Raw genomic sequence first — 26,984 nt, 5'->3', positions numbered from 1 at the left:
GTATGAAGCAAATTGGATAGACATAACAGCATGCATTCAAAATGACATGGTTCACTGGCCAGGTGATATTCCGGTAAAGATCCAAAAAGTTCTGCCATTCAAAACGGAGATGAGGCCAATGTGACTGCTTTAAAATTCAGCGCTCATACAGGAACTCATATTGATGCAGAAAATCATTTTTTTTCAGAAGGTGAAGATACATTGCAGATACCTATGAGCCGGATGATCGGACCGGGTGACCATTTTCCAGGTAAAAGATGAGCATCAGATTACTTTAAAGGAAATAAAATCTTTTTTAATACGATCAGGCGATCTAATCATTTTTAAAACAAAAAACTCAGACATTGATTGGATATCAGAACCATTCAATAAAAACTATATCTCACTGGATACCGATGCGGCAGTTTATCTAAGTGAGATCGGTATTAGTTGTATTGGCGTGGATTATCTGTCAGTAGCCCAATTTGATCATGCAGCTGAAGTACACCGTACACTTCTTGAAAAGAAAATACTGATCATTGAGGGATTAATTCTTTTCAATGTTATTCCGGGAAAATATGAAATGATTTGTCTCCCCTTGAAAATTAAAGATGCAGACGGAGCACCTGCACGAGTGCTTCTCAAAAAAATAAATATCAGATGAAAAAAATAATTGGAATAATCGGTTTAGGAAAAATGGGAAGTAATCTTGGCATGAATGCCTTAGAAAAAGGCTACGAGGTCGTGGGCTTCGATAAATATCTTAAAAACGATGATAATAAAACCGGAATTAATATTAAATCAAATTTATCTGAATTGGTATTATCCCTACCCTCGCCAAAAATAATTTTTACATATATCCCTGCGGGAAAAGCTATTGATCAACTACTCAATGAAATTTCTTTACTGCTTCAATCTGAAGATATAATTATAGATGGTGGAAATTCATATTGGGGCGATTCTATTCGTCGTGCTGCTTCGCTCAGTGAAAAAGGAATTCACTTTCTTGACTGCGGTACCAGCGGAGGAGTAAGTGGTGCACGTGAAGGTGTGTGTTTTATGGTCGGCGGAGATAAAAAAGCTGTAAAAAAAGTATCTCCAATTCTAAAAGATCTTGCGGTAGTAAACGGATATATATATACCGGAAGTTCCGGTTCGGGTCATTTTGTTAAGTTAGTTCATAATGGAATTGAATTCGGAATGTTACAAGCAATCGGAGAAGGCATGGCACTCTTGAAAAATTTCAGGGAAGAACTTAATATATCTGAAATTCTTGGTGTATGGGGGCATGGCTCAGTTATCCGATCCTGGCTGATCGATCTGATGAAACAGGTTTACGACGACAAAAAAAGTTTCGATTCTGTTCCATCATACATCGAAGATACAGGTGAAGTAAATTGGTTGGTAGCAGATGCTTTGAGAATGGAAATCCCGATTCCGGTCATTGCACAATCTGTTATGCAACTTTTTGCTTCACGTGAAAAAGTTCACATTTCAGATAAAGCAATTGCAATGATGAGAAATGGTTTTGGCGGTCATCCGTTCGGAGAAGATAATGGTATTAAATACGAAAGGAAATTCGGAAAAGTTAGTAATAGTGACCAGTATCTGTATGAAGAAATAAAATGAACCGCGAAAGATTAAAAAATCAGATAGCAATTATTACCGGTGCCAATTCAGGAATAGGTTCAGGTATTGCAAGAGAAATGGCAACAGAAGGTGCTACAGTTATAATCAACTATCCGTTTCCAAAATTGCGGGAAGAAGCTGAAAAATTACAAGATGAAATCAGACAGTCAGGAGGTAAAGCAAATATTTATCAGGCCGATGTGAGTATAGAAGATCAGGTAAAGTCTATGTTTCATGACGTGATAACAAATGAAGGGACAGTAGACATTCTTGTAAATAATGCAGGAATTCAGAATGATGCACCATTGATCGAAATGACATTAGAGCAATGGCAAGCAGTTATAAATGTAAATCTTACCGCGCAATTTCTGTGTTCGAAAGAAGCAGTCAGGGAATTTTTAAAGCGTGGCATTCAAAAACAAACATCACTATCTGCCGGAAAAATAATTTGCATCAGTTCTGTACATGAAGTGATACCCTGGGCCGGTCATGCTAATTATGCAGCTTCAAAAGGAGGGGTCATGATGCTGATGAAAACGATAGCACAGGAATATGCACAGCATAAGATCCGCATCAATAGTATTGCTCCCGGCGCCATACGGACTCATATTAATATTAAAGCGTGGAATACTCAGGCTGCAGAAAAGGAATTGCTTACATTAATACCTTATGGACGTATCGGCGAAACCGAAGATGTCGGCAAAGCCGCTGTATGGCTTGCTTCAGATGAAAGCGATTATATAAACGGCACTACCCTCTTCATTGACGGCGGAATGTTACTCTATCCCGGATTTATTTCTAATGGTTGATCGCCCGGCTTCAAATCAAGATGTTTTGTCGTCATTTAAATAAAACACTACCTTGGTTTCAGGATGCATACATCAAGATTTACAAGTCTGATATCATAAAATAACACATTAAAAAAAATGGATACTTTATACGACAATATCGGATCCGGATACAATTTAACACGACAAGCTGATCCATTTTTAACAGAAAGACTTATTCATCATTTGAAACCTGAATTGAATCAGGTCTATCTTGATATTGGTTGCGGTACGGGAAATTATACAATCGCCATAGCCCAAAATGGTTTTAGTTTCTGGGGTATTGATCCTTCAGAACAAATGCTTGATTTAGCCAGATCCAGAAATAAAAAAATTAAATGGCTGAACGGTTTTGCTGAACAACTCCCTGCAGAAGATAATTTTTTTGATGGAATAATCGGGACCTTGACTATACATCACTGGAAAGATCTTAAAAAAGCATTTTCAGAAATCGCCAGAACACTTTCAGAAAACGGCAGAATTGTTTTGTTTACATCAACGTCCGAACAAATGGAGGGTTATTGGTTAAATCATTACTTCCCGAAAATGCTTAAGTCTTCTATTTTACAGATGCCTTCATTACACAGTATAGAAGAAGCAATTAAAACAACGGATCTTAAAATTACCAATACAGAAATCTACTTTATTGAGGATAAACTTAAAGATCACTTTCTGTATTCCGGAAAAAATAATCCTGATATCTATTTTGAAGAAACATTCCGCAACGGAATTTCATCATTCACTTCACTGGCGAATTCTGAAGAAGTAGAATGCGGCCTCACAAAATTAAGAAATGACATTGACAACAATTTGTTTGATGAAATAAAGAATCGGTATAAAAGCGAATCTGGAGATTATCTATTTATAACAATAAGGAGATAAGTTGACAGACAAATTATTTGAAATTACCGGCTGGACTTAACTTGCCGCAATTAGTTATTTTGTATTAACTAACTTTTCGAATTTACCGGACATCATTCTCCTTTATAAATTGAACTTTTTCAAATACAGGAACAAATTTTGTATTGTAAGGAATTAATTCAACACAAAAGAGTAATAAAAATGGAAGAAATATTTTTAAAATGGACGAAAATGGCAATTCCATGGTTGTTAACACATGGAGTTAAAATCATATTAATTGCACTTGGAGCATATATTTTGAGTAAACTGGCTAATAAATCAATTGAAAAGGTTGTCAGAGTTGCTGTTGTATCCGACAGATATTTATCAAAGCAAGCTGAAGAGAAACGAGAAGATACACTTATCAGAATTTTTTCCTGGACATCAAGGATAATTATTATGATGATTGCAATCCTGATGATTCTTCAGGAATTAGGTATTTCAGTAGGCCCTATTTTAGCAGGACTAGGTATTATAGGCCTTGCTGTGGGTTTTGGAGGACAATATCTGATCCGTGATATAATTTCCGGATTCTTTATCATACTCGAAAACCAATATCGAATTGGTGATGTGGTGAATTTTGATGGTACAGGAGGGTTGGTAGAAGACATTAGTTTACGTCTGACAACATTAAGAGATCTTGACGGAACAGTGCATCATGTCCCTCATGGAGAGATCAAAAAAGTAGCCAACCTTTCGAAAGATTTTGCACGTGTCAATTTGAATATCGGAGTTTCATATAATTCAAAACTGGACCATGTAATCCAAATTGTAAATAGAGCGGGTTTGGAGTTGTCTCAAGATAGCAACTGGAAAGAATTTATCATTAAAGCACCTCAGTTTTTAAGAGTAGATGAATTTGCGGATTCTTCAATTATTATAAAAATTCTGGGAGAAACACAAGCTCTCAAACAATGGGATGTAACGGGAGAACTTCGTAAAAGAATTAAAGTTGCATTCGATAAAGAAGGAATAGAGATTCCGTTTCCACAAAGAGTTGTTCATCATCCTCAATAATCTCATTCACAAAAATTATTGAGTTTATTGCAGGGTGCTCTCAATTAGGATCTCATTTATGATTTATTCAGATATTTTCATTTTAAATTACAAATTCAAATATCTGGTATTTTTAATATTTTTTTAAGACCTTTCAGCGGACTATATTATTGAATCAAGTAAAGTTCATTTCTGAATTATGAATAAAGAAATAAAATCGCACAACGATAAACAATCCTTAAAGGACAAAGCAATTTGTAATTTACTCTCTCAAACGATCGATAAAGAGTTGAGTAAAGCAGAAAGTAAAATCTGGCACGCACACCCTGTATGGTTTTTAGATGAGAATCCGATTGTCGGATATAGTAAACAAAAACCCGGAATCCGACTCATGTTTTGGAGCGGTGCAAGTTTCGAAGAAGAAGGTCTGAATATCACTGGCAAAAAATTTAAGGATGCTTCCATCTTCTATACTGATATCGAAGAGGTCAAATTAAAGGATCTTAAACGCTGGCTGAAAAAATCAAAGGAAATTCAGTGGGATTATAAAAACATAGTAAAAAGAAAAGGCAAGTTAGTAAAGCTGAAATAAAAATACAGCGCATTTTTCAGAATGAAAATTGAAAATAAATGAATAGCAAAAACAATCATGACGAGCGTATGGCAAAAATGTCATTCGCTACTGTATATCCCCTCTACGTCACCAAGATTGAGAAGAAAGGAAGAACGAAAAAGGAATTGAACGAAGTCATAGAATGGCTTACCGGTTATAATGAAAAAAAAATACAATCTCTGATTGATTCAAATGCTACATTCGAAACATTTTTCATGAAAGCAAAATTGAATCCGAATGCAGAATTGATCACAGGATTGATTTGTGGATATCGAATCGAAGAAATTGAAAATCCTTTAACAAAAAAAGTGCGATATCTGGACAAGTTGGTAGATGAATTAGCGAAAGGAAGAAAAATGGAGAAGATTTTAAGGAGTGAAGTGGGTGGTTGAAAATTGAGAGGGTTTGAAGTCGCTGTCGATTGGACATGGCGCGCCCCGGGGTTTAATTGAAAAAAAAGCAACTGAATCAATTACTGCGAAGTTTACGAAAGGCTTTCAAAAAAATGAACTACAAATCTTTCTGAAATTAATATCTCGGAACTGAAGAATGGAATTTACTTTATCAGATTAAAAAACGAAATTTATAGCCCTGTTAAAAATATCAAACTTTCCTGGTAGAGTTCTGTGACTATTGTTACCAAAGTATAATTTACGATTTTGTACAATTGCGGTACCTAAAGATATCACAGAATGATAAAGCGAATTTCAACATTCATTGGACTGATTTTAATCAGCCTATCAGTTTACTCACAAACATCACCTTTTAATATTCAAATCGAACCATTGAATATTTCAGGACTTGGCGGATTGCAGGCGTTTGCATACGGCCAGGAAAATGGTAAATGGTTAATAATAGGTGGGCGACTGGATGGTCTTCACCGAAGACAGCCTTTTGCTTCTTTTGATGTTGCAGGGAATAATAATCAATTAATTGTTGTTGACCCTGTATCTCAACAAAAATGGGATGCGCCGCTAACGAGTCTTCCTATTGCATTACAGGAACAATTAAGTTCAACCAATATGGAATTTCATCAGGATGGAAAGTATTTGTATATCATCGGTGGTTACGGATATAACGCACAAACGGCTTCAAGAAAAACGTTTGACAATCTAACTGCAATCGATGTTCCAGCTGTGATCAATGCAATTATTTCAGGAAATTCATTCACAACTTATTTCCGACAAATTTCGGACATTCAGTTTGCTGTAACAGGCGGGCATTTGAAAAAAATAAATAATACCTACTATCTCGTTGGCGGAAACAAATTTGATGGCAATTACAATCCAATGGGAAATCCAACCTATACTCAAGTCTATACAGACGCAATTCGGAAATTTAATTTGATTGATGATGATATAAACCTTTCGATCAATCACCTTCCTACTATTACCGATCCGATCAATCTACACCGAAGAGATTATAATGCAGTCCAGCAAATAATGCCCGATGGCGCAGAAGGTATTACAGCCTTTTCCGGTGTATTTCAACCAACGATTGATTTACCATTCTTGAATTGCGTAAACATTGACAGCACGGGATATACTGTTAATAATGCATTTCAACAATATTACAATCACTATCATTGTGCCGTATTGCCACTCTATTCAAATTCAAATAACGAAATGCATAATGTATTTTTTGGAGGCATTGCACAATACTATGATAGCTCAGGAATTTTAGTCCAAGACAATGATGTTCCCTTTGTAAATACAATTGCCCGTGTAACAAGAAATTCGAGTGGATCAATGGCTGAATACAAATTACCGGTTGAAATGCCCGGGCTCCTGGGTGCCGGTGCTGAGTTTATTCCACAAAGAAATGTCCCACATTATAGCAATGAAGTGTTCAAATTGGATGAATTCTCTTCTGATACAACCTTAGTTGGATATATCTATGGCGGAATAAGTAGCACAGCGGCTAATATCTTTTTCACAAATACAGGAAATCAAAGTAGCGCAAGTAGTCAGATCTTCAAAGTTTTTGTAATCAAAAATTCATCAGTCGGAATGCATAATCTGAATATACAAAGTACAGGGACATTGAAGTTGCAAGTTTTGCCTAATCCAAATGATGGAATCTTTGTCGTGAAATTCAATCTGGACAAAATTTCAGAGACAACTTTCTCAATATATAGTCTGAATGGAGAAATAAAAGATCGAATAATTTTAACTAATTTAACAGTCGGTGAAAATTCATTCCGGAAAAAAGTTGAAAGTCTGAAGTTAGGAGGCACTTATTTCCTAACCATTGAAACGCCTTATGAAAAAGCGACTCAGAAAATAATTATCACGCCATAGTTCAAGACATTTCCTTCACATGACAGGAATCATGTAGCTTTCATTCCAGAAAGAATACATTTAGAATTGTAGAAAGGTTGACTTGAATATTTACTTCGAAATGTAACACTCTATCTGCGATGATACCCGAAAATACTTTACATAGTAATACCGGTGAATTTGCTTTGTCAATCGCAGACCACATTTCTGCCATGATAGCCTACTGGGATAAAGACCTGATCTGCCGGTTCGCAAATAATGCATATGTTGAATGGTTTGGGAAAACCAAAGAGGAAATGATTGACCGGATGCATATCAGCGAATTGCTGGGGCCGATATATGAAAAGAATCTGCCATACATAAAAGGCGCATTATCCGGAGAAAAGCAATTATTCGAAAGAGAAATACCAACTCCTGATGGTAAGGGTATCAGACATTCTCTGGCCACCTATCTCCCGGAAATTATCAATGATGAAGTGAAAGGATTTTTTGTGCATGTCGCTGATGTAAGCTACATCAAGAATCTGGAAAAAGAATTAATAATTTCAAAAAGAAATTTCCTGCGCCAGGCAATAGAAACTGAAGAAAACGAAAAGCGGTACCTTGTAGAGATTTTAAGAGAGAGTATAAATCAAAAGCTGGCTGTATGCAAAATGATGCTTCCGAGAGCGCAAAACAAAAACCAGGTTTCTGACTCCGACAAAGACTTAAGTTCCCTCCTGGTTGAAACAATCAATGACATCAATAAATTGTGTCAGAATCTGACTCCAACTGAAATTGAAATTTTGGGATTAAGGGAATCCATTGAACTGTATTGTCAAAGATTTTCTTCCGAAAAAAATCTCTTAATAGATCTCAATATTTCCGGAGACGACATTGAAAGAATTGCAATCAAAGATAAGCTGTCAGTATTCAGAATAATTCAATACTTTTTTTTCATTCTTCAGGAAAGTCCGGCATCAACTGCAATTGAGGTCACTATTATTTATCTGGATTCAAAAACAAAGATCACTTTTTCGACAGACACTAAAATAGATCTGAACTTAAATTCAAAAGAATACAATTCAATTTTATGCAGGATTGATTATTACTCGGGTAATATCTTTGAATCATTTAATGATAATATATATATATTAGAAATAGAATTATCATTTTCCTGAAATTCTCATCATTGTTAAATATCACTTTTTTTCTGTATAAATTCAAAATATGGATATTCTTTTCTACATTCACAGACCACTAATGAAGGTATGAATTTTAACTATTCTTGTCTGTAAAAAACTCCATTGAAAATAACAACCAGAGTATCGCTCAGGGAATATCTTAAGATTCTCTTTGGATTGGCATATAGAAAGCCTATAATGATCTTTCTACTTGGGTTATCTCTGCTATTGATACTTTGGATTTCATTTTATTTTCTGAATATTTTTAATTTGCCAAGGCCGCTATTCTATCAATACTTAACTGTAGGGTTGATCTTAATAGTTCAGCCTCTTGCTATATTTTTAACGATCAGAAGAAATTATTTTTCAAGTAATCACCTCCGGGAATCACTTGAAATGGAAGTGACAAAAACAGATTTTAAAATAAAAGGAGAGTCATTTTATCTTGAAGTGATCTGGGATAAAATTTTTAGGATCGTTGAACATTCTGAGTGTTTTCTTATCTATCAGAATAATTTGTCTGCAATTATTATTCTCAAAAAGACCTTAGCCTTCTGAAATGATTGAAATAAAGAAAATATTCAAAAATTTTCTGAGAGATCAATCTAAGAAGCTTAAGTAAATAACATACTATTTGAAATGGACATGGACAAAGAAACTTTCGAAACCTGGAATAAGGTCGCCATATTGTACCAGGAAAAATTTACGGGTCTGACCATATATGACATCATATGAGAGTTTTGCAATACATTAAAAATTAAAATGCAAAGATTACTGGATATAGGTTGTGGCCCGGGGAATCATCACAGGGCTATCTCTTGTCAAAATATCCGAATTACTGATTGATGGTATTGACATTGCTCCCAATATGATCTTACTTGCAAAAAAAATTATCCGGCAGCAACTTTTAAAGTTATGGATAGCAGGGACATCAAAATTATCCGGAAAAATACGATGGGGCATTGTGCGGTTTCTGTCTTCCTTATCTTTCGGACTCTGAATCATCTTCCCTGATCAAAGATGTATATGATCTTTTAAATGAGAATGGCATCTTTTATATCAGCTTTGTTGAAGGAGATCCTGTTGATTCCGGATACAAAACCGCAAGTACAGGCGACAGGACATATTTCTATTATTACAAAACAGATTTTCTCATTGACAAACTTACATCCGCAGGATTTGAAATTCTTTCTTCATTTCAGATTAATTATGAATTATCTAATACAGGAAGTGAGCTGCATACAGTTTTAATTTCAAAAAAATAAATCCGGAGTTTCCTGAATTAATGTCCTGAAACCAGTAATTAGAGTATCAATACTGTAGTTATAAGAAATTGACTGTTGAAATGTTCTGAGAAAAATCAACATTCTCTCTGTTCCAAATTGCTGTTTAATTGTTTTCTTGTGAAGCACAATGGTACTCAGTCGTTTTTGGTCTTTCATAATAACAGGTAGTATAATCTACCTATTGGTATTGCTGCAACAGGCAGGTTATATACGATCAGTCCGGTTGTAAATGGTAAGCAAAGCGATCCTGTTCTCATCGCTGAAAAACCGCTGAAGGATTTTCAAAATGGTGATACAGCTTTATATTCACAACTTGTAAGTCAGGAACTTCCGGATTATTGCATAACGATACTCTTTACACGTGACCAATGCTGGAGTGGTTCAGGTCTCTGCAGGAAAACAACCCGCAGATGGAATTTTCCAGACATGCAAAAATACGATTATGGATATCTGGTTGCCTTTGATTGGTTATCTGACTTTTTTTGCGGCTTACTCAATCTGTTAAGTGCATCAAATGCGCTAGATAAGCTGGCAAGGCTGATCTCGCCTTTGTTCACACGAATTTTTCCTGAGCTACCTAAAGGTCATCCGGCTTATGGATTTATGACGATGAATTTCGCTGCAAACTTCCTTGGTCTTGACAATGCTGCTACTCCTTTTGGACTTAAAGCCATGGAAAGTATGCAGGAAGTAAATCCGAATAAAGATCGTGCATCAAATAGTCAGATCATGTTTCTCTGTCTGCATGCAGCCGGACTTACATTAATTCCGACTTCGATCATCGGCTATCGCGCTGCTCAAAATGCTGCTAACCCTGCAGACATTATGTTGCCAACCATTATTACATCTTTCATCGGTACAATAGCAGCTCTGATATTTGTAAGCATAAAACAAAGGATTAATTTATTAAATGGCGTAGTGCTTCTCTTTGTAGCAGGGATCAGTGCAATTATCGGTTTACTCCTTTACTACATAATGGGTCTTGGTGGAATTGAAAAAATACATTTTACAGGAAATCTCAGCAATGCTGTTCTCTTATTCATCATTCTTGCAATAGTACTTTACAGTTTGTTGAATGAAAAGATCTTCAAGTTAAATCAGACAAATATTTTTGATTCATTTGTAAATGGTGCCAAAGACGGATTCACAACAGGTGTACGTGTTCTTCCATATATGATCGCAATGCTAGTTGCGTTAAGTATTTTCCGGAATTCAGGAATGATGGAAATAATTATGAAAGGTATTCGTGCTACGATGGGACTATTTAATGTCGATCCGCAGATCACCAATGCAATTCCGGTAGCATTGATGCGACCATTCAGTGCAGGCGGTTCACGTGGATTTATGCTTGATGCAATGAAGACCTACGGACCCGACAGTCTTACCGGACAACTTTCCTGCTTATTTCAGGGCGCAGCTGAAACAACTTTTTATGTGATTGCCTTGTATTTTGGCTCTGTAAATGTGAAAGAGACCAGATATACGTTAGGTGTAATGCTGTTAGTTGACTTGGTTTGCGTGATTGTAGGAGCTTTGGTTTGTATTGCTTACTTTTAATTCAAGATAAGTTTCATTTTCTACTATTATTACATTTAGTATTTATAAAATATTTACTTTTATTTGAGATAAGTTCAATATCAAAATCTTAATAGCATGAAAAATATTATATTATTAATCGGAGTATTCGCTTGCAATTTTTCCTACGCACAGCTTAGTGCAGATTTCTCATGTGTAGGGGTGGGATATGATGGATGTTGTGGCAATGGATTTCACGATTTATCCAGTTCAGGGACAAATCCAATAACATCATGGTATTGGGATTTTGGAAATGGTGAAACAAGTAGTGATCAACATCCATATTGTGTCTGCTATGAAAATATAGGATTCTACACTGTTTGCTTAACAATAACAGACGCATTTGGAAATAGTAATCAACATTGCAAGCCAAATTATATACAACGTGACTCGACCAGGTCACGCTGTATTATTACCGCTGGTATATCTGAACTTAACGAATCAGATTTTACAATATTCCAAAATTATGCTTCTGATGAATTTTACATTCAAACAAACCTTAGCGAAAAATTACAATTTACTTTAATTGATTGTTTATCAAAACCAGTACTCCAAAATAGTTTCAGTAAAATCTTGAATATTAATTTAACAACAATCTCTTCGGGAATCTACATTTATATTCTCAGATCAAAAGACGGTAGATATTTAACAGGAAAGTTACTTAAGCAATAATCCAAAAATATAGTAGTCGTATTGTCAAATAGTAAATTATGAAATCAACGATTACAAATCACTTGAGTACAAAAAAAACCATCCCATCCCTTTCCGAAAACACATTTTTAAGATATCTCAACTTCGTTGCTTTATATGTAGCACAAGGAATTCCTGAAGGCATGACCTTATTTGGGATCCCTGCATGGATGGCGATGAATGGAAAAACACCCGGAGAGATCGGAGCTTTTGTCGCTGCCTTTGGGTTACCGTGGAGTTTCAAAATAATAGTTGCTCCGATGATGGACCGATTTACATATTTACCAATGGGCCGTCGCCGGCCATGGGTTTTATTTGGACAGATTGGATTAATGATCAGTTTTATTGCAATGGCATTTGTTCCGGATCCATTAAACAATTTAAATCTCCTGATGATTGCCGGATTTGCAGTTGGCTTTTTCGGATCGTTTCAGGATGTTGCAACAGATGGAATGGCAATTGACATTGTTCCTATTCATCAACAGGCAAGAGCAAACGGAATGATGTGGGGTGCAAAAATTATAGGCACCTCGGCATCACTTGCAATTGGAAGCTGGCTGATTAACGCATATGGTTTTACCACTTCAATTCTGATGCTTGCTGTTGCAGTCAGCATTATCATGCTTGCACCTTTATTTTTAAGAGAACGACCGGGAGAAAAACTTTTGCCATGGACAAAAGGAAAAGCATCGGTCGAAACACAGAAGATGCAGTTGCATAACTGGAGTGTCATCTTTAAATCACTTTTCAAAGTATTTACACTTCGCAATAGTTTACTACTTGCATTTGTACTATTCGTTACACAAACAGCATTCAATTTGATTGCAACTTTGCTTCCGATCTTTACAGTACAGGAACTCGGCTGGACGAATATCACCTACTCTCAATTCTTTGCAACTGCAAGTCTGATCGGTGGAATTGGTGGAATGTTAATTGGTGGATTTTTAATAGACAAATTCGGCAAAAAAAGAATGCTGAATATTTACTTTGCATTATTGATCACTATAAACATTGCACTGGCATTTCTTCAAAAATACTGGAGTCAGACCTGGTTTATCAGCGGATTCATGATCATTTACCAGATCTTCTATGTATTCACATGCATTGGTTTGTTTGCAAATGCTATGGAATTCTGCTGGAAAAAAGTTTCCGCCAGTCAATTTACTTTATATATGACGATTGGAAATCTCGGCCGCATTGCAGGTGCAAAATTAATTGGACCCATCAAAACAAATTTCACATGGGAATATACTATTTTATCATTCACAATAATCTTTGCAATCGCCTGGCTGATCTTTCAACTCATTCATGTAGGTAAACATGCAGAAAAATTAAACAATCTGGAATTGAAAGATTCAGAAAGTCTGGTTCCTTTGCCTTTAATTTAATAATTTCCCAAAACAAAAAATATTTTCTATTGAATTCTACAATGAAAAATATAACTAAATCTAACTTAACATAAAATCAATTTTATGGCCGGAGATCCAATACTTGATTACCAGGAAGAACATACAGATCAATTCGTAGTATTCAGAAAATTTAATGATGAAGAGTATGCAAACGAAATTGGAAGTGCTTTTAAAGATTCTAAAATCGACTACATTATATCTGAAACAACTACCCCTGCCCCACTTCTTACTAATAGCGAGCCGATAAAAGAGTTTACAATAAAATTAAGAAAAGGAGATTTTAATAAAGCAGAAAATATTATCATTGGAATCTCGAAAAAGCAAATTGAAGGTATTGACAGCGATTATCATTTGTTTCAGTTTACAGATGAGGAGTTAATGGAAGTAATATTTAAGTCCGACGAATGGAGCCCGCTTGATTTGGTATTGGCGCAAAAAATCCTGAAAGAAAGAGGAAAGGAAATCGATATTATTCAGACAAGTAAATTGAAACAAGAACGTTTAGTTGAACTTTCAAAACCTGATAAAAGTGAAACATTATGGATTGTTCTTGGATATATTTTTTCACTTTTCGGCGGAATACTGGCGATAATAATCGGATGGTTATTATTATCACAAAAGAAAACACTACCTAATGGTGTCCGTGTTTATGCCAATTCGCCTAGTGACAGAAAACATGGAAACAGAATATTCCTGCTCGGAATCAGCTGTTTCATTCTATGGACTATCTGGAACTTTGTAAAATAGTTTATTACTCTCTCATTCTACTTTAACAAATTTATTTCTTGCTATTTCAGAGTTATCTTCAATCAGTAAAATATAATACAATCCTGCAGGCAGATTATTGCTGTCAAATTCAAATTGGTTTCCTGAAACATTCACAATTCTTGAAATCTCTTGATTAAGTGAATTGAATACTATCATTGTTGCTTTTTTCAACTCAACCTTAATTTTAATTTTTGTTTTTTCAGAAACCGGATTTGGAAAAATTGAAATAAGATTACTTTCTGCATTCACTTGATCGATACTTGTTGCCGGTGTGCAATAAGTTTGGTATTCGATATAATTATTCAATCCGTACTTACAAATTTTTCCATCCAGATAGAATCCATTACTCACATAATTACAAGCGACTCCTACAAGATTTGGCTCATTTATCACACCAACATATTGAGCGTTCATTCTTGCAACATAAATTTTCCCGTCCGGACCAATTTTCATTGAGCCATAGATCGAATTTGTTGCTACTGAATCAATAATTACTTTTGAATTGATAATAGAATTTGGGTTTCCGGATGAAAGATCGAATTGATAAATATAATTATACTCTCCTGCTCCAAAGGCAAATGCTTTCCAGGTAGAGCCATAAAGTTTTGAATTATCAGGGGAAAAAGACAAACCGAATTCACCATTGCTATAGGGTAGATTAATTGCATTGGAAACTATTCCTGTCGCATTGTCGAAATCAAAAAGCGCAAGAATATTAGTCAAACTATTATTACCAACTCCATTTCCATTGAATGCAACCATACTTCCATCCGGTGAAAATTTTATCTCTCCTCTTGAATTAATATTAGAAGTGCAGGAAACATGCGTTGGTCCAATTGAAGAAATAATTGGAGTCAGATTAATTCCACCCGAAGTAACAAGAAATGAAAGAAACTTATCCGTTCCATACTCATGAGTCATAACCCAGATATCTGTTCCATTTGCATGAGTTGTTGCAGCAACCTGTTCAGTGATGTTCCAGGTTGTCATTACATTATTGCTACTTACAACTTCACCAAGTCCTGAATTCTGAAGCATATCAATTGTATGATATTGCATCGTTAAATTTCCACTTGCTTGAATTTTTGTAGTGATAATGTAAAAGATAGTTGTTGATCCGGGTTGGGGAATTATTAGAACCTGACTTAACGACCCACTGCTGGAGATCAGGTTTCCATTCGACATTACAGAATTCGTTTTATTCCAAACTACATCAGAATTTGTATAAAACAAAATATTCCCGTTATTATCACAAATTGCAGCACATCCTTCAAAACCGGTGATTGAACTACTTATAAACGCTTCTGCTTTACAGGATTTAAAATCTATTCCTGCCTGATCACCAAAATGCCAGACATTGCCGTATTTCTGTGCATTTATTGAATTAGAAATTAAGAAGAATATAATTAATGTGTAATTTCTAAAGTTCATTTTGACTTAAATTTAAATGTCCAATAAATGTATAATAATTTTCAAACTTTATTCAATTTTTTAGTAATTATGTATTTCAAACCTGCACACACATGCATTTTATACTCATTTTGAATCAATCTATACAATTAAAAGCAATTAAAAATTGAAATCAAACAGAATAATCATACGGTATACTATTCTGGTAATTGCCAACTTTTTTTCAATTTCAGGAAAGGCACAGGATTTAGAATTTGGGAGAAAAATTGTTGACACACTAAGCAGTGAAGTTTTCTGGGGGCGCGGCTATACCAAAGACGGAATGAAGACAGCAGGTAATTTTCTGGCTCAACAATTTTCGGAATACAAATTGCTTCCGATGAAAGGTAAAAATTACTATCAGGAGTACTCTTTTTCTGTAAATACATTTCCCGGGAAAATGGAGTTAACAATTAATGATGTAAAATTAGTTCCCGGAAAAGATTTTATTCTTGCAGCAGAAAGTAAAGGCTTTTCCGGATCAGGAAATCTTGTTCAGGTAGATTCTGTTTCCTTTGTAGATAAAAGTAGCAGGTTAATTATAAAACTAGAAGAGAAACTGACAATGGATGTTTCGCAGGAAGTTGGCGATCTTACAATTATTAAGATTTTAAAATCATCAATCAATAAATTACCCAATTCATATAAGATAAATATTGAAAATGTATTTCGTAAAAAATTTGAAGCAACTAATATTTGTGGTTTTGTTAATGGAATTATAGTTCCTGATTCATTTTTACTGATTACTGCTCACTATGATCATCTCGGAGGTCTTGGCTCAGACACATATTTCCCCGGAGCAAATGATAATGCAAGTGGTGTTGCGCTTCTTCTGAATCTCGCCAGATTCTATGCAAAAAATCCACAGCGTTATAGTATCGGATTTATCTTGTTTTCAGGTGAAGAAGCCGGATTAGTAGGATCAAAATATTTTACAGAAAATCCGCTGATCCCCTTAAATAAAATAAGGTTTCTGACAAATACAGATCTGGCAGGTACCGGCATAGATGGAATAACAGTAGTAAATGCATCAGAGTTTCCTCAAGAGTTCAAAATACTCCAAAATGTAAATTCAGAGTATCAATTATTAAAGGCTGTAAATTCCAGAGGCAAAGCTGCTAATAGTGACCACTATTTTTTTACTGAGAAAGGTGTTCCTTCCTTTTTCTTCTACACATTAGGTGGTATAAGTTACTATCATGATATTTATGACAAGAGCGAAACACTGCCATTGAATGAACATGAAGACTTGTTTAAACTTCTTGTGTCGTTTAATAAAAAACTAATGGGAGCAGAATGAAAAACATTTTACCGCTTTCGGATAGTTCATTTTCTGAATTAGAAAAATTATTCAAAGAAATTTCCTTTGAAAAAGATGAAGTATTCGTTAAGGTAGGACAAAGAAATAATTCAGAATACATCATAGTTGAAGGTTACTGCAGAAGTTTTCTTCTAAATCCTGAAGGCGAAGAAATAACACTATCGTTTTATAAAACAAATTCCGTTTTATCACCACATATTATAAGAACAAAAAACAATCAATCACTTTTCAATTTACAGGCTTTAACAAAATTACATTTGATCGAATTCGACAGTGATCAGTTTTTAAATCTTATGATTCAGAATCTTGAAATAAGAAATTTTGGAAATTCAATTTTATTAAATGAACTGATTAAAAAGACAGAGAAAGAAATCTCATTGGCATCTTTGTCGGCGAAGGACAGGCTAATAAATTTCAGAAATGAATATAGTTTATTGGAGAATTTGATTCCTCATTCAATAATTGCCTCTTATCTGGGAATTACAAATGTATCGCTAAGTCGTTTAAGAAAAGAAATTTTGAAAGGCTGATCACTTTTTATCATTTGTTAATGGGTATTAAACTTAATGACCGGTTATTTGCCGGACAATTAATAACTCAAAAACAAATGAAAAATATCAAAATCATCGCCTTTCTTCTGCTTGGACTTGCAGCAAGTGCCAAGGAAGACACCTTGTCAACATCGAAGAATTATCTTTCCATCGAATTGGATCCGGCACCGTTTATCCTGGGCGGATACTCTTTTAGTATGAAATATAGTCCTTCCACATTAAATCACTTCACAATCACAGGTTCCGTTTATCGTTCCGATTTTCCGGATAAAATGATGAAGAAATCAAATTTCGAAAAAGGTTTCCGTGATGTGAAGATCAATACCAGTTATGCTTTGTTTGCTGATTACTTTTTATCAGACAACAGATCCGGTTTTCATTTGGGTCCGTCCGTTTTTTATTATTCAAAAACGATCGGAATAAATGCAAGAAAAGAAGCCATGAATTTTAAAAGTATCTATCCAAATCTAAGGGTTGGCTACGTTTATAAACCATTTCGGAATTCAGGTTTCTATTTGAATCCATGGGTAAATGTTGGAAAAGAAATTATTACTTCAGGACAAAATTACATAGCCGAAAATGAATTCAGTATTGATAAATTTTCATATATCGTTGCAATTCATTTTGGGTATCAGGTCTTATTCTAATGAATGCTTGAAACTAATTTTAGAAAAGGGTTAACACTAAGATCACTAACTTTCGAGTTCAACTAAATCAGCTATAAAGGTACTATGAAAAGAGCATCACTTGTGTTCTTGTGCTAAAAACTTAGTGATCTTAGTGTTTTATTTTTTACCAGATTAAATTCATTACATATTCCATTGGCTAAATCTTATAAAGAATTTCAATATATTAGCCACCGAAACATCCCCTAATGACAAATGAAAAAATAAATAACCGCCATCTGACTTTAATTCTCATTGCAGGAACAATTGTGCGGTTTATTTATGGATATTCGACAAAAGCCTGGTTATCTTCTCCTGATCAATTAGCATGGGGATTGAGCATTGATGAAATGTTCAACAGTCTTTCATTCTCATATTTACAGTTCATTCATTATCCACACGAAGGCGGGAGTTTTCTTTTCGGTTTTATTTCCATTCTATTCCGGCCTTTTGAAAATATATTACCAACTTTATCCTGGGTTGCTTTAGCAATTGATTTTTTCTCCCGATTGATTCAGATAAGAGTAGCAGAACAAGTCTTTGGGAAACAAGTTGCATTATGGTTTGGTGTATGGACAATTTTTTCTATTCCTCTTCTTATTCCTTGGACCATTGTAAATTTTGGAATGCATGCCCTATCATCATTTTTTCCATTTCTTTTTTTATACATAGCAGTAACATACAAGCAATCAAAAAATCTGATAATATTTCTGGGATTGTTGTCAGGAATTGCTATCTCCTATTCTTACGACAACATATCGTTGGTCATACTTTCTATCCTGTACATATTGCTTTCAGAAAATTTCACCGGAATGCGGGTAAAATCGTTATTAAAATTTAGTCTTACTTGCTTTATAATTTTAATGCCGCACTTATATACAAGAATTTTTATCGACACCGGATTTGGTCTGGAAAAAAATCCTGTTGCATCAATTCGTGGAGTTCCTTTAAATAATTTTTTGACAACAACGAGTTTAACAAATTTTATGGAAGTCTGGTATAAAACTCTTCCCGGATCGTTTTTGCTAAACTCTCCCGCTCTATTAAGTTCAATACTGAAATATATAATTGCAGCATTCATTTTGACCGGAATTATTTTCTTCATTCGGTCAAAGACAATTTCGCTACAGATTAAATCACTTTCTATTTCTCTTGTGATAATTTTTTTCATTCTATATTCTTTTAGTCCATTCTTTACATGGTACTTTGAACACAAAGGCTATGTATTCTACCGGCACTTATGTTACATCATTCCAGTTCTAGTCCTGATAATGATGGCTGGTTTTTATCATTCGGCAAAAAGTAAATACTTCTTACTCGTCAGCTGGATATTACTTTGTGTAATTGCATCCACCGAATACATTTATTCAACAAAAAAAACAGAATATCCGCTTTACAAAGCAGCCGGATGGGTTACGGCAAGAAAATTCGGACATGATACAGAAAAATTATTTAAGATAAGAGATATTTCAAAAGCTGAATTTCGTGATGAATTTACTATTGGATTAGGCTGGGGCTTATCAGCAACAATTCTTGAGAATAAAAAAGAACAGAAAGATCTTCTAAAGTTAATTTCTATAGTAGAAAACTGTCCAATTGAACATAGAGAGAAAATCATTGAAGGCGTTCATTTTTCCTTCAGTGATAAGGTAACTCCTGTTCTCGACAGTAAATTTAAAACCGATTTTGATAAACTAATTTTACCGTTACAAATAAAATAAAGAAGGAATCGAATTCGTTAGTCAAAAAAACCCTAGAATGACAACCCAGACCATTACCAAATCATCATTCAAATCAACTTTGATTCTGTCATTTTCTGTTTTACTTGCATGTTGGGGATTATTCTGGCTTGACTATGAGACTAAGGAAGTCGGAGATTTATTTAAAATAGGGAATCTGGTAGCATTACTCATTTATTTTGTCCCAACTTTTCTACTTTCATACCTGATATATTTGTTTTTGCTGCAAAAATGGGACAATTCGAAAAGTTTATTCTGGTCACTCATAATTGGAATTCCGGCAAGTTTCACATTGATAATATTAGCTTTCTACTTGCGTAATCATTAATAATTTTTGTCATCGTAATCAATTTTAAGTATTTTTATAACTGATAATATTGAAGTAATTTGTTTTACTACCTGTTTGAATTAAATAAATTCAAATTCCCGAAAGTTTGAATTCAATATATCCGAAAACATCACTTAACCTCATCACTATGAAAAAAATCTTTACTTCTATTCTCATTCTCGTCAGTAGTATAATACAAACAAAAGCACAAACAGGATTATACGTACCTGAATTAGCTGCCTTTGATGCAGCAATGACTACCTTACTCGCAAACCATAGTGTGCCGGGTGGCCAATTGGCTTTAACTTATCATGGAAGGCTTGTTTACAATCGGGGATTTGGCTATGCAAATACATCTACATCTTCACTTGTTCAACCAAATAGTGTATTCCGAATTGCGAGTTTATCAAAACCGATAACATCAGTTGCAGTTATGAAACTTTTCGAACAAGGTTTACTTACACTCGATGCAAAAGTTTTCGGACCAACCGGAATTTTGAATGATTCCATTTACCAGAATATTCTTGATAGCAGAGTAACAGATATTACTGTCAGACAATTATTGCAACATGAAGGCGGATGGAATAGAAATATCTCCGGAGATCCGATGTTCAACGCTTACAATATTGCAACCTTTATGAGTGTACCACCACCGGGTGATGCAGTTACAATGATTCGTTATATGCTTGCAAATAAAATGCTTGATTTTGATCCCGGAACTCAAGCACAATATTCAAACTTCGGATATTGTATTTTAGGAAGAGTAATAGAAAAATTACCGGTGAGAGTTATGAAAATTATCTTCGTGGAACTATTTTCGTACCAATGGGTATTACCGAAATTCAGCTTGGAAGAAATCTTGAAGCAGATATTTTACCGAATGAAGTAACGTACTATGACTATCCGTTTGCTCCCCTGGCTTCATCTGTATATGATAATTCAACGCAAGTTCCATGGCCTTACGCAGGTTTCAATATTGAGTACATGGATGCTCATGGTGGCTGGGTTTCGTCTGCAGAAGATCTATGCAAATTTTTAGTTTCTGTCGATCGGTTTACAACAAAGCCGGATATCCTTACAACAGCAACAATTGACACGATGATCAAACCATCGACAACCGATCCAAATTATGCATGTGGATTTGCCGTAAACTCCTTTAACAACTGGTGGCATAATGGATCTTTGTCGGGTACAACAACAGAATTCGTTCGGGCAGGAAATTTACAATTAAACTGGGCTATTCTTTTAAATACTCGTCCGGCAAATGGTACACAACTATCAACTGATGTAGATAATCTTGTATGGAATGCCCTATCGCAAGTTACCTCATGGCCTTCACATGATTTGTTCACAGGAATAGATGAAAACAAATTTTTGGATTTTTCAATTTATCCTAATCCTGCAAAAAACAATATAACAATCGATGTCTCCAGATTGAAAGGAAACAACTTGAAGGTTCGTGTATCTGATATGCTTGGTAAGATTATTTACCAGGCTGATCTCAATTCTGATAACGTTCAGGTAAATACTTCATCATTTGCAAGCGGAATTTATTCTGCTGAAATCTTTTCCGGAGATTATTCCGTGGTGAAAAAATTGGTAATCGAATAAATTTATTCCTGATAATAATCTATGCAATTAACGGTTTCTTTTTCATGATACCGATAATTGCATAGACAATCAGGCATTCGCCAATTCCAAATACTGTCCAGTTAAGGTATGAAAAGTTTGGCTCAATTATTTCGATGGACATTTTATTTCCAAAAACTGAAGACATCATCATTTCTTCCAGTGTTTTTATAAAATTGATCAGGAATGAAATAATTGCAATTAGACTCCCACTGATCAATAGCACCCAATCCCTTCTTAATAAAGAATTAGATTTCTGCGATTCTTCGTGTCGGAGGATAATAAATGATAAAACAATCATTGATATAGACAAGATGATCGGTGTCACTACCGGTCCAACCCACGGAACAGGAATTAAGAATAAAATATCAGGTGTCAGAAATGATTCCGGCCAGTCAATTAATATTTTAAGAAAGATGTAATAAAATATATCCCAAACAGCGAAACTGAAAATAAAGAATGCGAATCGTTGTAATTTTGTTTTTCCAATCAGCAATCCAATAGATAAAAGCATTATCATAGTTGCAAATTCTCTTAATATTTCCACCAATAAAATATCATTTCCAATTTCAACTAATGGAAAGCGAAATCCATCCGGATAGTAAATTTTCCGCAAATAAATTACAACAGAGGTCTCAAGAAAACCCATAGCTATACCAAACAGGGTCAACCACAGCATGGTTGATTTGATCGTTTTCATTGTTTTTAATTATTAGCAGTAGAACAATTAATTAATACTTGACAAGAATCAAATCCGGGAAACGTAATTTCAGGGAGTCTACTTGTGCATTCGATATATTTATCGGCAAATGAAGTTCTTTAAGATTATTCAGCTTAAGTAAAGGCGAATAGTCTGTGATAGGATTTCCTCTCAAATTAAGATACTCTAACTTTTGAAGATTATCAATTCCTTCCAATCTCGAAATTCGATTCCAACCAAGATCAAGTTTTACAAGTCCGGGGAAGAATTTAATTTCAGATACAGATCTTATGTAATTCGACTGAACATCCAAGTCTGTCAAATTCCAGAACTCTTTAATTACATTGAGATCATATAATCCTTTCTCTACTAACCTGACCCGTGGGATTTCAGAACGACTATTTAAATCGATAAGATCATTCTTCACTTGTGAATGATCATAATTCCAGGACCGCCAATCCATTTGTTTATCCTGCTTCATAAATTCAAAAAGTTTAGTCCCCAATTGTACTTCATAATATCTCTGTGCATCAGTAACCGAATCACCAATAACAGATTTCATTAATTTAACGTCTTCCTTTTCAAGTTTAAAAAGTTCCGGGAGATTTGTTTCAGAAAGCATAACCAGATAATCTTTACTGACTTTCCCACTATGTTTAATATTGTAATTGGTGATAAACATATCCCAATTTACAAAACATGAAATAACAAGAACAAAATAAAACAGCCAAGAGTTTATCCTGATAAGGAAGGATGTGGTTTTATATTTTGCGATCTTTATAGATGTTGTAATCAGACCAATTGTAGTAAGAAGAAGATAAATAAATACTCCAATTCGTTTATATGTCAGTCCATATTCATTTATATACATGCCGTTCCTCATTGAGGTTGAGATTAGCATGATCACGTTCTGAATTATCCATAAGTAAGCAAGTGTCTTTATTAGTTTATTATCTTTCGAAAAATTGATCCCGCCCCGGAAATAGAAGAGAATAATCAGTACAGACATAACAATTGAAAAGATCAATGCTCCGATTCCCTGATGAACAAATTGAGAATATGTTACATCTTCCGGTAAATGATGACTAATAAATAAAAAGTCAAAATCCAGAATATTTATTATTAGCACCAGAATATTCAACAAGACGAAGAGAAGTTTTCCTGAAAATAATTCATCGCTTTGCGAAAGTGATTTTCCAAATATTAATGTGGATTCGCTTGCGCCGGCTGATATAGATTGCTTAGAATTTTCATCTATCGCAGAGATAAGATTTATCTTTCTGTGATAATAAAAACCATAAAGAAGTATAAATCCAAATATTGTAAAAAAGATAAGCTCAAATGAAATAAAATCCAGATTTATTTTCTTAATAAAATCATTGAACAATGGATTTGACGCTCTGTAGAGAAACAAAAAGAATATTGTGATCAGAACAGGTATTATGATCAGAAATGTTCTTTTAACTGAAGGTACTGATTTTGTTGCTTCACTATTTGCTCGCTTTTGCCAATCCAGTACCATATAAAAAACGGACGTTGCATAAGAATAAAAAGAAAATGCAAGTGATATTAAAAATGAATTGTTGTTTCTTAAACTAAATGCAGAAAGCAAACTTAAAGCAATAACATTTGCAAATACTGCGAGTCCGTTTCCATAAATGGTTATTGCCAGAGAAGTTCCCAGACTCAGGAATGCTGAAAGTTTCCACTTTTTATTTTTAACAAGTTCCCTTTCTTTCAACAATAATCCAATTATCAGAGCGATGTTGAAAATTAAAAAATTCACTCCTGCAAATTGATTATAGAATAGGAAGCTGTATAAGATTACACTGATGATCAGTATCCAATCGTTCTTTTTCATTTTAGATATATTTAGGATTAATTTCGTTTGTATGAGTTTCTAGTTTCTTTATTTAAAAGTACTTTGTATTTCAAAGTGATGGTATAAAAAAATATCACTCTCTTTTTTTTAATAATTTTTCAAGTCCATCGAGATGTTCTCCGAAAGCTTTACGTCCCTTTTTTGTAATTGCATAAGTCGTATTAGGTTTTTTTCCAACGAATTGTTTTCTGATCAGAATGAATTCCAGTTTTTCTAAGGCAGCAGCATGACTGGCAAGGTTACCATCTGTAATATTGAGCAATTCTTTGAAAGTATTAAAGTCAACCGAATCATTGACCATGAGAATGGACATGATACCGAGCCTGATCCTGCTTTCGAATGCTTTATTAAGATCGTCGATATAATTTTTCATCGCTCGTACTTGTAATACATTGCTGTACCATAAATGATATGAAGTAAACCAAAACCGATTGTCCAGCAAAGTAATCCATATTTCACAAATATAGCTGAAGCTAATCCAAGAATAATTTCACAGATTCCCAAAAAACGAATATCGTTTAATGTGTATTTACTTGCATTGAGTAAAGCAAGTCCGTAAAATATAAGTGTAGAAGGAACAACAAGTGGAAGTAGTTCGTGATAAATTAAAATTTCGCAAAACAATCCGCCGGTAACTAAAGGAATAAATAAATTAATGAGTAATCTTTTTGCAGATGAATCCCATACTGCAAGGTTATTCTTTTTTGCTTTTTTAGAAGTAAAGTAGTAACCAAAAGTCAGCGAAGCGACAACCATACTTAATGCAATAATTCCAAAGAAAATATAAAAAGACAAATTTGCTTCACCTGTTTCAAGTTCTGCTTTTCCATAATAAAACATTGAATCGAATGTAAAACCATAATTAACAGCGACAGCAGTTGCGCCCAGGAGAGCAAAAATTCCTGCAAATATTCCTGAGAGTCCGCTGAGAGAAATAAAACGTGAAGAGCGTTCCATGAGTGAACGGATCTCTGTCAGTGTTTCTAGTTGCTTTTCCTGCTGGTTCATTTTTGATTGATTTAAAAGTACTTTGCGATACAAAGCAAATCAATTTTCAGCATATTCCAAAATAATAGCGACAAAAATTTATTTCCCGCAGAATTGCGCAGAAAACGCAGAAAAACCACAGAAAAAGTCGAAATTTCCAATTAAGCTAGGAGTTTTGCCAGTCCGCGTGACCTTTGACCTTTAACCTTTGACCTAATTTAAACAGTGTCCTTCCTCTTGAACACCGGCACAGTACTACAAGGTTCCCCAAACATGATACTCTTTACAAAAGGACGAAGCTTAGCAGTCAATGCAGCATAAGTAAAAAGTGGAATTTCTTTTTTCGAACAGCCTTTAATGATCACACGTTGATCACGATACTTTTCTGCATCGATTGAATCGATCACATCTTCAAAAATTTCTTCTTCAAGTCTCTTCAGATCACCGAAAATAATTTTTTTAGCAACAGGTTCAAGCTGGGAAAAAATCAACATGTACGTCCACGCCGGAACAATTGCATCAGCTGAACAAACAACAGCAACAAATTTATCTTTGTATTGACTCCAGTCGTGCGTTTTTAAATTTTCACGAAAGTCTTTTTCTTTAAGTATCAATTCCTGAAACAACCACGGCTTTAGATCAAAAAGTATACGCTCTTCTTCAGGATAGAGATCTTCAAGGTCGATGGTGATAAGACCGGAAGAAGCTACTTTATTTATGATAGGTTCCATTTTCTTTAGAATGTTTTTTTTGTTCAATGTTCAAAGTTCAAAGTTGGCTTCGTAGTCACCTACGAAGCCAACTTTGAACTTTGAACTTTGAACATTGAACTTCGACTCACCACATCCCCAACTCCAACTTCGCCTCTTCACTCATCATATCCTTTTCCCATGGCGGGTCGAATGTGATTTCTACTGTGGCATTGTTAACGTCGGGCATTAATTTTAATTTATTTTCTACATCAACCGGTAAAGTTTCAGCAACCGGACATGCGGGTGATGTCAATGTCATTTTAATATGCAAGTCGTTCCCGGGAAGTTCTTTGATCTCATAAATTAATCCGAGCTCATAGATATCGACAGGAATTTCCGGATCGTAACATGTTTTCAATGTTTCAATCACTCGTTCACGTAACGATCTGACCGGATGACCGTCTGGAGTTATAGTTGATGGCGTGTTTTCTGTCATGCCGATTGTTTCGAGTTCAAACCTAATGCGTATAATTTCATTTGCTTGATCATTGATGCAAGTCCGTTAGCGCGGGTAACTGCAATATGCTGACGTAATCCAATTTCATCGATGAACTTTAAATCAGTTTCAACAACATCTTTTGGATCTTGTCCGGAAAGAACATTTATAAGTAATGCAATCTCACCTTTCACAAAGGTAGAGTCGCTGTCAGCTTCAAAAAATACTTTTCCTTCTTTACTATATGCATTTAACCAAACACTGCTTTGGCAACCTTTGATCTTATTTTCTTCAATTTTATATTTATCATCAAGAGGTGGAAGTTTTTGTCCCAGTTCAATGATGTACTGATATTTTTCAGCCCATTCATCGAAGAGTTCAAAATCTTCAACTATTGATTTTTCAATTTCTTCGATCTTCATTTTAGTTCT

General features: G+C 34.6%; 28 protein-coding genes and 2 pseudogenes. 22 read left to right on the top strand and 8 right to left on the bottom strand.

Annotation, left to right across the window (positions count from 1 at the left end):
- Window positions 1–120 precede the first annotated feature (120 nt).
- The 16 genes and pseudogenes from IPL24_17830 (at window position 121) to IPL24_17755 (ending at window position 14,093) form a co-directional block, all read left to right on the top strand.
- A complete protein-coding gene (locus IPL24_17830) occupies window positions 121–261 on the top strand; it encodes a cyclase family protein (protein ID MBK8365453.1) in 141 nt (46 codons plus the stop codon).
- On the top strand, window positions 236–643 hold the full coding sequence (locus IPL24_17825) for a cyclase family protein (protein MBK8365452.1): 408 nt from the start codon (window positions 236–238) through the stop codon (window positions 641–643). The genes IPL24_17830 and IPL24_17825 overlap by 26 nt, the downstream gene beginning before the upstream one ends.
- Entirely contained in the window at window positions 640–1,608 is a 969-nt protein-coding gene (gene gnd, locus IPL24_17820; GenBank protein ID MBK8365451.1) for a decarboxylating 6-phosphogluconate dehydrogenase, read from the top strand. Before IPL24_17825 ends, gnd begins: the two co-directional genes overlap by 4 nt.
- The gene (locus IPL24_17815) at window positions 1,605–2,417 is read left to right on the top strand and encodes an SDR family oxidoreductase (GenBank protein MBK8365450.1); all 813 of its coding nucleotides are present in this window, start codon (window positions 1,605–1,607) and stop codon (window positions 2,415–2,417) included. Before gnd ends, IPL24_17815 begins: the two co-directional genes overlap by 4 nt.
- Before the next feature lie 117 nt (window positions 2,418–2,534).
- On the top strand, window positions 2,535–3,317 hold the full coding sequence (locus tag IPL24_17810; GenBank protein MBK8365449.1) for a methyltransferase domain-containing protein: 783 nt from the start codon (window positions 2,535–2,537) through the stop codon (window positions 3,315–3,317).
- A gap of 180 nt (window positions 3,318–3,497) precedes the next feature.
- Window positions 3,498–4,352, top strand: a complete 855-nt coding sequence (locus IPL24_17805; protein ID MBK8365448.1) for a mechanosensitive ion channel family protein — start codon at window positions 3,498–3,500, stop codon at window positions 4,350–4,352.
- 178 nt (window positions 4,353–4,530) lie between these two features.
- Window positions 4,531–4,923 carry a DUF1801 domain-containing protein gene (locus IPL24_17800; protein ID MBK8365447.1) on the top strand — a complete coding sequence of 131 codons (393 nt, stop codon included), beginning with the start codon at window positions 4,531–4,533 and terminating at the stop codon, window positions 4,921–4,923.
- Between the two features lie 38 nt (window positions 4,924–4,961).
- Window positions 4,962–5,336, top strand: coding sequence for a DUF2200 domain-containing protein (locus IPL24_17795; protein ID MBK8365446.1), 375 nt, complete (start codon window positions 4,962–4,964; stop codon window positions 5,334–5,336).
- Between the two features lie 300 nt (window positions 5,337–5,636).
- On the top strand, window positions 5,637–7,244 hold the full coding sequence (locus IPL24_17790; protein ID MBK8365445.1) for a T9SS type A sorting domain-containing protein: 1,608 nt from the start codon (window positions 5,637–5,639) through the stop codon (window positions 7,242–7,244).
- A 119-nt stretch (window positions 7,245–7,363) separates the two neighbouring features.
- A complete protein-coding gene (locus IPL24_17785; protein MBK8365444.1) occupies window positions 7,364–8,383 on the top strand; it encodes a PAS domain-containing protein in 1,020 nt (339 codons plus the stop codon).
- Between the two features lie 201 nt (window positions 8,384–8,584).
- Window positions 8,585–8,944, top strand: a complete 360-nt coding sequence (locus IPL24_17780) for a hypothetical protein (GenBank protein ID MBK8365443.1) — start codon at window positions 8,585–8,587, stop codon at window positions 8,942–8,944.
- A gap of 81 nt (window positions 8,945–9,025) precedes the next feature.
- Window positions 9,026–9,651 (top strand): annotated as a pseudogene (locus IPL24_17775) (class I SAM-dependent methyltransferase).
- A 148-nt stretch (window positions 9,652–9,799) separates the two neighbouring features.
- Window positions 9,800–11,229, top strand: a pseudogene (locus IPL24_17770) (spore maturation protein).
- Window positions 11,230–11,325: 96 nt separating this feature from the next.
- Window positions 11,326–11,919: a T9SS type A sorting domain-containing protein gene (locus tag IPL24_17765; protein ID MBK8365442.1), complete on the top strand. Its 594-nt coding sequence runs from the start codon at window positions 11,326–11,328 to the stop codon at window positions 11,917–11,919.
- Window positions 11,920–11,957: 38 nt separating this feature from the next.
- Window positions 11,958–13,325: an MFS transporter gene (locus IPL24_17760; GenBank protein MBK8365441.1), complete on the top strand. Its 1,368-nt coding sequence runs from the start codon at window positions 11,958–11,960 to the stop codon at window positions 13,323–13,325.
- Between the two features lie 84 nt (window positions 13,326–13,409).
- Window positions 13,410–14,093, top strand: coding sequence for a hypothetical protein (locus IPL24_17755; GenBank protein MBK8365440.1), 684 nt, complete (start codon window positions 13,410–13,412; stop codon window positions 14,091–14,093).
- A gap of 12 nt (window positions 14,094–14,105) precedes the next feature.
- On the opposite strand, the gene IPL24_17750 is transcribed toward IPL24_17755, so the two are convergent.
- Window positions 14,106–15,545: a T9SS type A sorting domain-containing protein gene (locus IPL24_17750; GenBank protein MBK8365439.1), complete on the bottom strand. Its 1,440-nt coding sequence runs from the start codon at window positions 15,543–15,545 to the stop codon at window positions 14,106–14,108.
- 166 nt (window positions 15,546–15,711) lie between these two features.
- On the opposite strand from IPL24_17750, the gene IPL24_17745 reads away from it, so the two are divergent.
- The 6 genes from IPL24_17745 (at window position 15,712) to IPL24_17720 (ending at window position 21,778) form a co-directional block, all read left to right on the top strand.
- Window positions 15,712–16,863: a M28 family peptidase gene (locus IPL24_17745; protein MBK8365438.1), complete on the top strand. Its 1,152-nt coding sequence runs from the start codon at window positions 15,712–15,714 to the stop codon at window positions 16,861–16,863.
- Complete coding sequence (locus IPL24_17740; protein ID MBK8365437.1) at window positions 16,860–17,414, top strand: Crp/Fnr family transcriptional regulator; 555 nt, start codon at window positions 16,860–16,862, stop codon at window positions 17,412–17,414. Before IPL24_17745 ends, IPL24_17740 begins: the two co-directional genes overlap by 4 nt.
- 77 nt (window positions 17,415–17,491) lie before the next feature.
- On the top strand, window positions 17,492–18,082 hold the full coding sequence (locus IPL24_17735) for a hypothetical protein (protein MBK8365436.1): 591 nt from the start codon (window positions 17,492–17,494) through the stop codon (window positions 18,080–18,082).
- A gap of 227 nt (window positions 18,083–18,309) precedes the next feature.
- A complete protein-coding gene (locus IPL24_17730; protein ID MBK8365435.1) occupies window positions 18,310–19,821 on the top strand; it encodes a hypothetical protein in 1,512 nt (503 codons plus the stop codon).
- 37 nt (window positions 19,822–19,858) lie between these two features.
- A complete protein-coding gene (locus tag IPL24_17725) occupies window positions 19,859–20,167 on the top strand; it encodes a hypothetical protein (GenBank protein ID MBK8365434.1) in 309 nt (102 codons plus the stop codon).
- Window positions 20,168–20,914: 747 nt separating this feature from the next.
- Entirely contained in the window at window positions 20,915–21,778 is an 864-nt protein-coding gene (locus IPL24_17720; protein ID MBK8365433.1) for a T9SS type A sorting domain-containing protein, read from the top strand.
- 19 nt (window positions 21,779–21,797) lie between these two features.
- Here IPL24_17720 and IPL24_17715 read toward each other — a convergent pair whose 3' ends face one another.
- The 7 genes from IPL24_17715 to IPL24_17685 all read right to left on the bottom strand — a co-directional run bounded on the left by IPL24_17715 (window position 21,798) and on the right by IPL24_17685 (window position 26,975).
- Window positions 21,798–22,496: a hypothetical protein gene (locus IPL24_17715; GenBank protein MBK8365432.1), complete on the bottom strand. Its 699-nt coding sequence runs from the start codon at window positions 22,494–22,496 to the stop codon at window positions 21,798–21,800.
- A gap of 31 nt (window positions 22,497–22,527) precedes the next feature.
- Window positions 22,528–24,357, bottom strand: a complete 1,830-nt coding sequence (locus IPL24_17710; GenBank protein MBK8365431.1) for a DUF4173 domain-containing protein — start codon at window positions 24,355–24,357, stop codon at window positions 22,528–22,530.
- A gap of 94 nt (window positions 24,358–24,451) precedes the next feature.
- The gene (locus tag IPL24_17705; protein ID MBK8365430.1) at window positions 24,452–24,751 is read right to left on the bottom strand and encodes a transcriptional regulator; all 300 of its coding nucleotides are present in this window, start codon (window positions 24,749–24,751) and stop codon (window positions 24,452–24,454) included.
- Window positions 24,748–25,386 carry a hypothetical protein gene (locus IPL24_17700; GenBank protein MBK8365429.1) on the bottom strand — a complete coding sequence of 213 codons (639 nt, stop codon included), beginning with the start codon at window positions 25,384–25,386 and terminating at the stop codon, window positions 24,748–24,750. Before IPL24_17700 ends, IPL24_17705 begins: the two co-directional genes overlap by 4 nt.
- 197 nt (window positions 25,387–25,583) lie before the next feature.
- The gene (locus tag IPL24_17695; protein MBK8365428.1) at window positions 25,584–26,096 is read right to left on the bottom strand and encodes a DUF2480 family protein; all 513 of its coding nucleotides are present in this window, start codon (window positions 26,094–26,096) and stop codon (window positions 25,584–25,586) included.
- Between the two features lie 106 nt (window positions 26,097–26,202).
- The gene (locus IPL24_17690; protein ID MBK8365427.1) at window positions 26,203–26,553 is read right to left on the bottom strand and encodes a DUF59 domain-containing protein; all 351 of its coding nucleotides are present in this window, start codon (window positions 26,551–26,553) and stop codon (window positions 26,203–26,205) included.
- Window positions 26,550–26,975, bottom strand: coding sequence for a SufE family protein (locus IPL24_17685; GenBank protein ID MBK8365426.1), 426 nt, complete (start codon window positions 26,973–26,975; stop codon window positions 26,550–26,552). Before IPL24_17685 ends, IPL24_17690 begins: the two co-directional genes overlap by 4 nt.
- Between the last annotated feature and the right edge of the window lie 9 nt (window positions 26,976–26,984).

This window comes from Bacteroidota bacterium, from assembly GCA_016711505.1.
Taxonomy (GTDB): Bacteria; Bacteroidota; Bacteroidia; order AKYH767-A; family 2013-40CM-41-45; genus JADKIH01.
Note: the sequence above shows the minus strand (reverse complement) of the source record. Positions and strands in the feature narration are given on the sequence as shown.